This window comes from Citrobacter portucalensis (assembly GCF_023374935.1).
Lineage (GTDB): Bacteria > Pseudomonadota > Gammaproteobacteria > Enterobacterales > Enterobacteriaceae > Citrobacter > Citrobacter portucalensis.
On record NZ_CP092466.1, the window covers coordinates 4,946,111 to 4,957,727 of the forward strand.

Genomic DNA, 11,617 nt, shown 5'->3' on the forward strand with positions numbered 1-11,617 from the left:
AAGGTGAGCAGCCATGCATAACGGTGGAAAAACCATTCATCTTCAAGCCGGAAACTTCCAGGCGAAAATCGTCACGGTTGGTGCTGGACTAGCAGAATTGACGCACCGTGGGCGTCACATTGTGATTCCACATGAGCCGGAAGAGATGCCGCTGGCACATTTAGGAAAAGTGTTGGTTCCCTGGCCAAACCGCGTTGCAGATGGCTGCTATCAACATAACGGCAAGACCTTCCAACTTGCCGTTAACGACCATGTTTCACATACCGCCATCCATGGATTGCTGGCCTGGCGGGACTGGCAGATTAATCAACTGTCGAACACGGAAGTGTCGTTGACGATTTTTCTGCCGCCCTCTTATGGCTATCCCTTTGCGCTGGTTTCAGAGGTGATTTACCGACTGGAGGCAGACAGCGGATTGCACGTCATTATTCGGACACAGAATGTGGGTGACGAAATTGCCCCGTATGGCGCGGGAGCACATCCCTACTTGACCTGCAATCTGCATCCTATCGATGACTGTGAATTAACACTCCCAGCGAGTGAAGAAACATGCGATGAACGGGATTTCACAACGCAGCGACGCATTGCGCAGACCACTATCGATCATACGTTCAGGACCATGCCACCTGATGCTGAGTGGGAAGTCAGGATAACCAGCCCATCGCAAAACATGTCCACTTTTTTACGCAGCCACCAGCCCTGGCTACAGGTGTACACCGGCGAAAAATTAGCACGGCGTGGCCTGGCGGTTGAACCGATGACCTGCCCGCCAGACGCCTTTAACTCCGGAATTAGCCTGATTCATCTCGCGCCCGGAGAAACACATCAAATGCATTTTTTAATCGGCAGTGAATAACAGATTTCCGACAAATTACCGAATTACCCTATTTTTACGGAGACGATAATGAATTCGCTACAACAACGGTCAACCGCCTTAGAACTCACATCATTACCTGATGGATTTGCTTTAACATACCACCAGCGCCTGATTTTACGTCACAGCACAGAAACCCCCTGTCTGTGGATCGGCACTGGCGTTGCCGACATTGACATGTTTCGCGGCAACTTCAGCATCAAAGACAAACTCAATGAGAAGATTGCTCTGACCGACGCCACGGTTAGCGAGTCACCTGATGGCTGGCTGGTACATTTCAGCCGCGGTAATACCATCAACGCCACGCTACACATCTCTACCGATGATCAGGGTCGTTTGAAGCTCGACCTCCATAACGAGGAACTCAGCCATAACCGTATCTGGCTGCGTCTGGCGGCCAACCCGGACGATCATATTTACGGCTGCGGCGAACAGTTCTCTTATTTCGACTTACGCGGTAAACCGTTCCCGCTGTGGACCAGCGAACAGGGCGTGGGCCGCAACAAAAACAGCTATGTCACCTGGCAGGCCGACTGCAAAGAAAATGCCGGCGGTGACTATTACTGGACCTTCTTTCCGCAGCCAACCTTCGTCAGCACACAGAAGTACTACTGCCACGTTGCTAACAGTTGCTATATGAATTTCGATTTCAGCGCGCCGGAGTATCACGAACTCGCTCTGTGGGAAGACAAAACCACTCTGCGTATTGAGTGCGCCGAAACCTATATCTCTCTGCTGGAAAAACTGACTGCGCTGTTAGGACGCCAACCGGAGCTGCCTGACTGGATCTACGATGGCGTCACGCTCGGTATTCAGGGCGGTACTGAGATTTGCCAGAACAAACTGGATACCATGCGTAACGCAGGCGTGAAAGTAAACGGCATCTGGGCGCAGGATTGGTCCGGGATCCGCATGACCTCCTTTGGCAAGCGCGTGATGTGGAACTGGAAGTGGGACAGCGACAACTATCCGCAGTTGGATAACCGTATTAAGCAGTGGAAAGAAGAAGGCGTGCAGTTCCTCTCCTATATCAACCCGTACGTCGCCAGCGACAAAGATCTCTGTGCCGAAGCGGCTGAACGCGGTTATCTGGCGAAAGATGCCTCAGGCGCTGACTATCTGGTTGAGTTCGGCGAGTTTTACGGCGGTGTGGTCGATCTGACCAACCCCGAAGCCTACGACTGGTTCAAAGAAGTCATCAAAAAGAACATGATTGAGCTGGGCTGCGGTGGTTGGATGGCCGACTTTGGCGAATATCTGCCAACCGATACGTATCTGCACAACGGCGTCAGCGCTGAAATTATGCATAACGCCTGGCCCGCACTGTGGGCGAAATGCAACTATGAAGCGTTACAGGAGACCGGCAAACTCGGCGAAATCCTGTTCTTTATGCGTGCGGGCTACACCGGCAGCCAGAAGTACTCCACCATGATGTGGGCAGGCGATCAGAACGTTGACTGGAGCCTCGACGACGGTCTGGCTTCCGTCGTTCCTGCGGCGCTGTCGCTGGCGATGACCGGTCACGGTCTGCACCACAGCGATATCGGCGGCTACACCACCCTGTTTGACATGAAACGCAGCAAAGAACTGCTACTGCGCTGGTGTGACTTCAGCGCCTTCACGCCGATGATGCGCACCCACGAAGGTAACCGCCCTGGCGATAACTGGCAGTTTGATGGTGATGCTGAAACCATCGCCCACTTTGCCCGTATGACCACCGTCTTTACCACCCTGAAACCGTATCTAAAACAGGCTGTCGCGCAAAACAGCACTACCGGTCTGCCGGTGATGCGCCCGCTGTTCCTGCATTACGAAGACGATGCTCGGACCTATACCCTGAAATATCAGTATCTGCTGGGACAAGATTTGCTGGTCGCGCCGGTTCACGAACAGGGCCAGCAAAACTGGACGCTGTATCTGCCAGAGGATAGCTGGGTAAACGTCTGGACTGGGGAAACTTACCTTGGCGGTGAAATTACCGTAGATACGCCTATTGGCAAACCTCCGGTGTTTTATCGCGCGAAGAGTGAATGGGCGTCACTGTTTGCCACTTTACGCAACATCTAACACGGCTCGCCCGCGGGGCAACTCGCGGGCAAATGGAGAATAATAATGAGTCAGAATTCCTCTAATCCGGCAACCCTACGCTTGCCGTTCAAAGAAAAACTCGCCTATGGGATGGGTGATTTAGGCTCCAATATCCTGTTGGACATTGGTACCCTCTATTTACTCAAGTTTTATACCGATGTCCTTGGTTTACCAGGTACTTATGGCGGCATCATTTTCCTTATCGCCAAATTTTTTACCGCGTTTACCGATATGGGCACCGGGATTATGCTCGATTCCCGCCGCAAAATCGGCCCGAAAGGGAAATTCCGTCCGTTCGTTCTTTACGCCGCATTTCCAGTTACCTTGCTGGCGATTGCCAACTTTGTCGGTACACCGTTTGAAGTAACCGGTAAAACGGTGATGGCAACGGTGCTGTTTATGCTGTACGGACTGTTCTTCAGCATGATGAACTGCTCCTATGGTGCAATGGTTCCCGCGATTACGAAAAATCCGGACGAGCGCGCTTCACTGGCAGCCTGGCGACAAGGGGGCGCAACCCTGGGTTTGTTGCTATGTACAGTCGGCTTTGTACCGGTAATGAACTTGATCGAAGGCAATTCACAGCTGGGTTATATCTTCGCCGCCACGTTGTTCTCGCTGTTTGGCCTGCTGTTTATGTGGCTGTGCTATGCCGGGGTAAAAGAACGCTACGTGGAAGTGAAACCCGTGGATGCCGCGCAAAAACCGGGATTATTGCAATCCTTCCGCGCCATCGCCGGTAACCGCCCTCTGTTTATTCTGTGCGTTGCCAACCTTTGTACGCTTGGCGCATTTAACGTTAAGCTGGCAATTCAGGTCTATTACACCCAGTACGTACTGAATGACCCAATCCTCCTTTCCTGGATGGGCTTTTTCAGCATGGGCTGTATCTTCATCGGCGTCTTCTTGATGCCAGGAATGGTTAGACGTTTCGGCAAGAAAAAAGTCTACATTGGCGGTTTGCTAATTTGGGTTGCGGGGGATTTGCTTAACTACTTCTTTGGTGGCGGTTCCGTCAGCTTTGTCGCCTTCTCCTGCCTGGCGTTCTTCGGCTCAGCATTCGTTAACAGCCTGAACTGGGCGCTGGTCTCCGATACGGTGGAATATGGCGAATGGCGAACCGGCGTACGCTCTGAAGGCACGGTATACACCGGTTTCACCTTCTTTCGTAAAGTTTCACAAGCGCTGGCAGGATTCTTCCCCGGCTGGATGCTGACGCAAATCGGCTACGTTCCCAACGTGGTGCAATCAGCAAGTACGGTCGAAGGTTTGCGTCAGTTGATCTTTATTTATCCCTGCGCTTTAGCGGTGATCACCATTGTGGCTATGGGCTGTTTCTACAACCTTAACGAGAAGATGTATGTCCGCATCGTTGAAGAGATAGAAGCGCGTAAACAACCCGTTTGATAATAATAATGAATAGCGCTCTACGGGGCGCTATTGAGGAGCGATTATGTCTTTTCATGATCCGCTAACGCTAAAACTGAGCCTGCGTGAAAAATTCGCCTACGGAGTGGGTGACTTCGGCTCAAATTTGATGCTGTGTATCGGCACACTGTATCTGCTTAAATTTTATACCGATGAACTAGGGATGCCGGCGTATTACGGTGGGATTATCTTTCTGGTGGCGAAGTTCTTCACCGCCTTCACTGATATGTTGACCGGTGTATTGCTGGACTCAAGGCGTAATATTGGCGCAAAAGGTAAATTCAGACCTTTTATTTTGTATGCGTCATTTCCTGTCGCAGTTGTTGCCAGCGCGCAGTTTTTGGCGACAGATTTTACGCTAACGGTGAAAACCGGACTGGCAACGGTGTTGTTTATGCTGTTCGGTCTGTTCTATAGCCTGATGAACTGCTCCTACGGCGCGATGGTGCCTGCGATCACTAAAAACCCGAATGAACGCGCTCAGCTCGCCGCCTGGCGTCAGGGCGGCGCTACCGTTGGTCTGTTACTGTGCACCGTTGGCTTTATGCCGATTCAAGCGCTATTTGTCAGTTCATCCTCGCTGGGTTATCTGATCGCCGCACTGATCTTTTCAGTCTGCGGGCTGTTCAGCATGTGGTGGTGTTTCAGCGGAGTGAAGGAACGCTACATTGAAATCGTGCCGGATCACCATAAGCCCAGCATTCTCAAATCGTTCTGTGCCATTTTCCGTAACCCTCCTCTGCTGGTGCTGTGTGTCGCCAACTTATGCACGCTGGCGGCATTCAACATCAAGCTGGCAATCCAGGTGTACTACACCCAGTACGTGCTCAATGATATTCATCTGCTGTCATGGATGGGGTTCTTCAGCATGGGATGCATTCTGGTTGGGGTACTGCTGGTTCCCGCTGCGGTGAAACGCTTCGGTAAAAAGCAGGTTTACCTCGGCGGTCTGGCATTATGGGCTATCGGCGATGTACTGAACTTTTTCTGGGGCAACACATCATTTTTGTTCGTGACATTCTCCTGTATGGCCTTCTTCGGAACCGCTTTTGTTAACAGCCTGAACTGGGCGCTGGTTCCGGATACGGTCGATTATGGCGAATGGAAAACAGGGATCCGCGCGGAAGGTTCGGTGTATACGGGTTATACCTTTTCGCGCAAAATTTCCGCTGCGCTCGCTGGTTTCCTGCCGGGCATCATGCTGACGCAAATCGGTTATATCCCCAACATAACTCAAAGCGATGCAACTTTGCTCGGCCTGCGTCAGCTTATTTTCCTTTGGCCTTGTGGATTGGCCATTATCGCTGCATTCACGATGGGTTTATTTTATAAGCTCAACGAAACTCGCTTTGCTTTTATTATTGAGGAAATCAGCCAACGGAAGAAAAACAATGCTCTATCGGATCCTGTTACCACTAAAAATAATACCTCTGCTGTAAACGTATAAAAATAATAGCCGCCTATTCCATCTTAATGGATGGCGGCCTCCCTACGCTTAAAAAATGGATTTATTATGAAAAAGTTAACAACAATAATTCTCTTATCTTCGGTTGCTTCTACCTCTGTTTTTGCGGGTGCCTATGTCGAGAACCGCGAGGCATATAATCTGGCGTCAGATCAGATAGAAGTGATGATGCGTGTTGGCTATAACTCCGATATGGGCGCGGGTATCATGCTCACCAACACCTACACCATGCAACGCAAGGATGAGTTAAAACACGGCTATAATGAAATAGAGGGCTGGTATCCGTTATTTAAACCGACAGATAAATTAACTATCCAGCCAGGTGGGTTGATAAATGATAAGAGTACGGGTTCCGGTGGTGCGGCTTATCTGGATGTTAACTATAAATTTACTCCGTGGTTTAATCTTACCGTGCGGAATCGATATAACCATAATAACTACAGTTCAACCGATTTAAATGGTGATCTGGATAATAATGACACCTATGAAATAGGTAACTACTGGAACTTTACCATTACCGATAAATTCTCCTACACCTTTGAACCGCACTATTTTATGCGCGTCAATGACTTCAATAGCAGCAATGGAAAAGATCATCACTGGGAAATTACTAATACCTTTAAGTATCGTATTAATGAACACTGGCTGCCCTATCTGGAATTACGCTGGTTAGATCGCAATGTTGAGCCCTATCATCGTGAACAAAACCAGATTCGTGTCGGGGCAAAGTATTTCTTCTAATCTTTCCGAAATAAAAAAGCCGCTGATAATCAGCGGCTTTTTTGTGCTTACCTGAAAAAGAGTGTTAATTACTCTTCTTTCGCGCCACGCATTGCACGGCGACGATCGTTTTCAGTCAGGTGACGCTTACGGATACGGATAGAGGTTGGTGTTACTTCTACCAGTTCGTCGTCATCGATGAATTCCAGAGCCTGCTCCAGAGTCATCTTAACCGGCGGAACCAGAACCGTTGCTTCGTCAGTACCAGACGCACGCATGTTAGTCAGTTTCTTACCGGTCAGGCAGTTTACAGTCAGGTCGTTAGAGCGGCTGTGAATACCGATGATCTGGCCTTCGTAAACTTCAGCACCGTGACCCAGGAACAGCTTACCGCGGTCCTGCAGGCTGAACAGTGCGAACGCAACTGCTTTACCCTGGCCGTTGGAGATCAGTACGCCGTTCTGACGCTGACCCACATCACCCGCACGAACATCGTCGTAGTGGCTGAAGGTGGAGTACAGCAGACCGGTACCGGAAGTCATGGTCATGAATTCTGAACGGAAGCCGATCAGACCACGGCTTGGGATCACGTAGTCAAGACGTACGCGGCCTTTGCCATCTGGATTCATGTTTTTCAGGTCGCCTTTACGCTCACCCAGAGCTTGCATCACAGAACCCTGATGCTGCTCTTCAACGTCCAGCGTTACGTTTTCGAACGGCTCTTGTTTACGGCCATCGATTTCGCGGAAGATTACTTTCGGACGGGAAACCGCCATTTCGAAACCTTCACGACGCATGTTTTCGATCAGAACAGACAGGTGCAGCTCACCACGACCGGATACACGGAACGCATCCGCATCTTCGGTTTCTTCAACGCGCAGCGCAACGTTGTGCACCAGCTCTTTGTTCAGGCGGTCAAGGATCTGACGAGAGGTAACATATTTACCTTCTTTACCGCAGAACGGAGAGGTGTTTACGCAGAAGAACATGGTAACGGTCGGTTCATCAACGGACAGAGCTGGCAGCGCTTCAACATTCTGCGGATCGCAGATGGTGTCGGAGATGTTCAGTTCGCCCAGGCCGGTGATCGCGATGATATCGCCTGCTTCGGCAATATCACTCTCGATACGTTCCAGACCCAGATGGGTCAGAACTTTACCGACTTTACCGTTACGGGTTTTGCCTTCGCTATCAATGATAGTGATCTGCTGGTTCGGTTTAACTTTACCGCGTTTGATGCGGCCGATACCGATTACGCCAACGTAGTTGTTGTAGTCCAGCTGAGAGATTTGCATCTGCAGCGGGCCATCAAGATCTACGCTCGGAGCCGGTACACGATCAACGATAGTCTGATACAGCGGAGTCATGTCTTCAGCCATGTCTTCGTGATCCAGACCCGCGATACCGTTCAGCGCAGAAGCGTAAACGATCGGGAAGTCCAGCTGCTCGTCGGTAGCGTCGAGGTTAACGAACAGGTCAAATACCTGATCAACAACCCAGTCAGGACGCGCGCCAGGACGGTCAACTTTGTTGATAACAACAATTGGCTTCAGGCCATGGGCAAAGGCTTTTTTGGTCACGAAGCGCGTCTGCGGCATCGGACCGTCCATTGCATCCACCACCAGCAGCACAGAGTCGACCATGGACATTACACGTTCAACTTCACCACCGAAGTCGGCGTGCCCCGGGGTATCAACGATGTTGATACGGTAGTCATTCCATTTGATAGCGGTGTTTTTAGCGAGGATGGTAATCCCACGCTCTTTCTCCAAATCGTTGGAGTCCATCACGCGCTCTTGGGTTTCAGCACGCGCATCGAACGTACCGGATTGTTGGAGCAGCTTGTCTACCAGGGTCGTTTTACCATGGTCTACGTGCGCGATGATGGCGATGTTACGCAAATTTTCGATCACAACTTTGCCTCAGGCATTTTAGAAATAGCGCGTTATTGTACACGGATTAATCGCAGTACAAAACAGGATCACAAACATCCTCCGCAAACAAGTATTGCAGAGTTTCTTTGTGATCACATTCACGGAGCGTTAAAAGGGGTAATCTGACATGCTTTGCACCAATATGGTGCTTAATGTTCACATTAAAGCACTATAATGGTGCAATACAACCTTCATGGTGCAGCCCCTTTGCACGATGGTGCGCATGATAACGCCTTTTAGGGGCAATTTAAAAGTTGGCACAGATTTCGCTTTATATTTTTTATGGCGACACGGCCAATTTTTGCAGAATTGAAGACTTCGTTACCACGACGACAATGACCAATCCGGGAGAGTAAGTATGTCCGCTGAACACGTTTTGACGATGCTGAACGAACACGAAGTGAAGTTTGTTGATTTACGCTTCACTGATACCAAAGGTAAAGAACAGCACGTCACTATTCCTGCTCATCAGGTAAATGCCGAATTCTTTGAAGAAGGCAAAATGTTTGACGGCTCCTCAATCGGTGGCTGGAAAGGCATTAACGAATCAGACATGGTTCTGATGCCAGATGCGTCTACTGCTCTCATCGACCCGTTCTTTGAAGAGTCTACCCTGATCATCCGTTGCGATATCCTGGAACCAGGTACGCTGCAGGGCTACGACCGTGACCCGCGCTCCATTGCTAAACGTGCTGAAGAGTATCTGCGTTCTACCGGCATCGCAGACACCGTTCTGTTCGGACCAGAGCCAGAATTCTTCCTGTTTGACGACATCCGTTTCGGCGCAACTATTTCCGGTTCCCACGTGGCTATCGATGACATCGAAGGCGCATGGAACTCCTCCACCAAATACGAAGGTGGTAACAAAGGTCACCGTCCAGGCGTGAAAGGCGGTTACTTCCCGGTTCCTCCGGTAGATTCTTCTCAGGATATCCGTTCTACCATGTGTCTGATCATGGAAGAAATGGGCCTGGTTGTTGAAGCGCATCACCACGAAGTGGCGACTGCTGGTCAGAACGAAATCGCGACCCGCTTTAACACCATGACCAAAAAAGCGGACGAAATTCAGATCTACAAATATGTCGTTCACAACGTCGCTCACCGTTTCGGTAAAACCGCAACCTTTATGCCAAAACCAATGTTTGGCGATAACGGTTCCGGCATGCACTGCCACATGTCCCTGTCCAAGAACGGCGTAAACCTGTTCTCCGGTGACAAATATGCGGGTCTCTCTGAGCAGGCGCTGTACTACATCGGTGGCGTAATCAAGCACGCTAAAGCGATCAACGCCCTGGCTAACCCGACCACCAACTCCTACAAACGTCTGGTCCCGGGTTACGAAGCACCGGTAATGCTGGCTTACTCTGCCCGTAACCGTTCTGCGTCTATCCGTATCCCGGTAGTTGCTTCTCCGAAAGCGCGTCGTATCGAAGTGCGTTTCCCGGACCCGGCTGCTAACCCATACCTGTGCTTCGCAGCGCTGCTGATGGCTGGTCTTGACGGTATTAAGAACAAGATCCACCCGGGCGAAGCAATGGACAAAAACCTGTACGACCTGCCGCCGGAAGAAGCGAAAGAGATCCCACAGGTTGCTGGTTCTCTGGAAGAAGCACTGAAAGAACTGGATCTGGACCGCGAGTTCCTGACCGCAGGCGGCGTGTTCACCAATGAAGCGATCGATGCGTACATTGCGCTGCGTCGCGAAGAAGATGACCGCGTGCGTATGACTCCGCACCCGGTAGAGTTTGAGCTGTACTACAGCGTTTAATCGTTTGAGTTGCCGTGGAACTTTTAGCCTGCTCAGGCAGGCTTGAGATCGATGGTGAATGATAGGACGCCTGATGGCGCAAACTTATCAGGCCTGGAGGGTAACATTACCTTGTAGGCCGGATAAGGCAAAGCCGCCATCCGGCATCTATGTTTGCCAGTCATCTGTAGCCCATCCCCGGATGGGCTTTTTTCTCCACTAACAACCTGCTTTTTCGCGCTTTTTTGATGTAAAAAGCTATAATGCACTAAATTGGTGCAACACTTTTCAGGAGACTGCTGAATGGCAACCGGCACGCTGCCCGATGCTGGGCAGATCCTCAATTCTTTAATCAACAGCATCTTACTCGTCGACGATGAGCTGGCTGTACATTACGCCAACCCGGCGGCACAGCAGTTGCTCGCCCAAAGCTCCCGCAAACTGTTTGGTACACCGCTTCCCGATCTGTTGAGTTATTTCTCCTTAAACATCGGACTGATGCGAGAGAGCCTGGAAGCAGGCCAGGGCTTTACGGATAACGAAGTGACGCTGGTGATAGACAGCCACTCACATATCCTCTCTGTGACCGCTCAGAGGCTGCCTGATGGCCTTATCTTGCTGGAGATGGCCCCTATGGATAACCAGCGCCGTCTGAGTCAGGAACAGCTCCAGCACGCCCAGCAGATTGCCGCTCGCGATCTGGTGCGTGGTCTGGCACATGAAATTAAAAACCCGCTGGGCGGATTACGCGGTGCGGCGCAACTTCTCAGTAAAGCGCTTCCGGACCCGGCGCTGACCGAATATACCAAAGTCATTATTGAACAGGCGGACCGCCTGCGTAATCTGGTCGACCGTCTGCTGGGGCCACAACAGCCCGGCATGCACATCACGGAAAGTATTCACAAAGTGGCGGAACGCGTGGTGGCGCTGGTCTCGATGGAGCTGCCGGAAAACGTCACGCTAATCCGGGATTACGACCCAAGTCTGCCCGAATTACTGCACGACCCGGACCAGATCGAGCAGGTTTTGCTGAACATCGTACGCAATGCTTTGCAGGCGCTGGGACCGGAAGGCGGCGAGATCATTCTGCGCACCCGCACCGCGTTTCAGCTCACGCTACACGGCATGCGTTACCGTCTGGCGGCACGAATTGATGTAGAGGATAACGGTCCAGGTATTCCCTCGCATTTGCAGGATACGCTGTTCTACCCAATGGTTAGCGGTCGCGAAGGCGGTACCGGCCTTGGATTATCTATCGCCCGTAATTTGATTGATCAACATTCCGGCAAAATTGAATTTACCAGTTGGCCGGGTCATACCGAGTTCTCGGTTTACCTGCCTATCAGGAAATAAGGTGACGT

At 50.9% G+C, this 11,617-nt stretch carries 8 protein-coding genes; 7 read left to right on the plus strand and 1 reads right to left on the minus strand.

Features of this window, described 5'->3' with window-relative positions; all coding sequences use genetic code 11:
• Window positions 1–13 precede the first annotated feature (13 nt).
• From LY264_RS23855 to ompL, 5 genes are all read left to right on the plus strand, one after another.
• Window positions 14–856: an aldose-1-epimerase gene (locus tag LY264_RS23855; protein ID WP_048227544.1), complete on the plus strand. Its 843-nt coding sequence runs from the start codon at window positions 14–16 to the stop codon at window positions 854–856.
• A gap of 48 nt (window positions 857–904) precedes the next feature.
• Complete coding sequence (locus LY264_RS23860; RefSeq protein ID WP_048227543.1) at window positions 905–2,941, plus strand: alpha-glucosidase; 2,037 nt, start codon at window positions 905–907, stop codon at window positions 2,939–2,941.
• 45 nt (window positions 2,942–2,986) lie between these two features.
• Window positions 2,987–4,369, plus strand: coding sequence for an MFS transporter (locus LY264_RS23865; protein WP_048227542.1), 1,383 nt, complete (start codon window positions 2,987–2,989; stop codon window positions 4,367–4,369).
• A 46-nt stretch (window positions 4,370–4,415) separates the two neighbouring features.
• Window positions 4,416–5,837, plus strand: coding sequence for an MFS transporter (locus LY264_RS23870; RefSeq protein WP_048227541.1), 1,422 nt, complete (start codon window positions 4,416–4,418; stop codon window positions 5,835–5,837).
• Window positions 5,838–5,903: 66 nt separating this feature from the next.
• Window positions 5,904–6,596 (plus strand): porin OmpL, encoded by a 693-nt coding sequence (ompL, locus tag LY264_RS23875; protein WP_048227540.1) that lies wholly within the window; start codon window positions 5,904–5,906, stop codon window positions 6,594–6,596.
• Between the two features lie 68 nt (window positions 6,597–6,664).
• On the opposite strand, the gene typA is transcribed toward ompL, so the two are convergent.
• Window positions 6,665–8,488, minus strand: coding sequence for a ribosome-dependent GTPase TypA (gene typA, locus LY264_RS23880; RefSeq protein WP_008786988.1), 1,824 nt, complete (start codon window positions 8,486–8,488; stop codon window positions 6,665–6,667).
• A gap of 379 nt (window positions 8,489–8,867) precedes the next feature.
• On the opposite strand from typA, the gene glnA reads away from it, so the two are divergent.
• Complete coding sequence (glnA, locus tag LY264_RS23885; protein WP_008786987.1) at window positions 8,868–10,277, plus strand: glutamate--ammonia ligase; 1,410 nt, start codon at window positions 8,868–8,870, stop codon at window positions 10,275–10,277.
• Window positions 10,278–10,559: 282 nt separating this feature from the next.
• Window positions 10,560–11,609 (plus strand): nitrogen regulation protein NR(II), encoded by a 1,050-nt coding sequence (gene glnL, locus LY264_RS23890; protein ID WP_008786986.1) that lies wholly within the window; start codon window positions 10,560–10,562, stop codon window positions 11,607–11,609.
• Window positions 11,610–11,617: the final 8 nt, after the last annotated feature.

What these genes read in the sequence shown, in the direction of transcription:
- LY264_RS23855 (WP_048227544.1), top strand. Translation starts at nt 14, where the DNA reads ATGCATAACGGTGGAAAAACCATTCATCTTCAAGCCGGAAACTTCCAG.
- LY264_RS23860 (WP_048227543.1), top strand. Translation starts at nt 905, where the DNA reads ATGAATTCGCTACAACAACGGTCAACCGCCTTAGAACTCACATCATTA.
- LY264_RS23865 (WP_048227542.1), top strand. Translation starts at nt 2,987, where the DNA reads ATGAGTCAGAATTCCTCTAATCCGGCAACCCTACGCTTGCCGTTCAAA.
- LY264_RS23870 (WP_048227541.1), top strand. Translation starts at nt 4,416, where the DNA reads ATGTCTTTTCATGATCCGCTAACGCTAAAACTGAGCCTGCGTGAAAAA.
- ompL (WP_048227540.1), top strand. Translation starts at nt 5,904, where the DNA reads ATGAAAAAGTTAACAACAATAATTCTCTTATCTTCGGTTGCTTCTACC.
- glnA (WP_008786987.1), top strand. Translation starts at nt 8,868, where the DNA reads ATGTCCGCTGAACACGTTTTGACGATGCTGAACGAACACGAAGTGAAG.
- glnL (WP_008786986.1), top strand. Translation starts at nt 10,560, where the DNA reads ATGGCAACCGGCACGCTGCCCGATGCTGGGCAGATCCTCAATTCTTTA.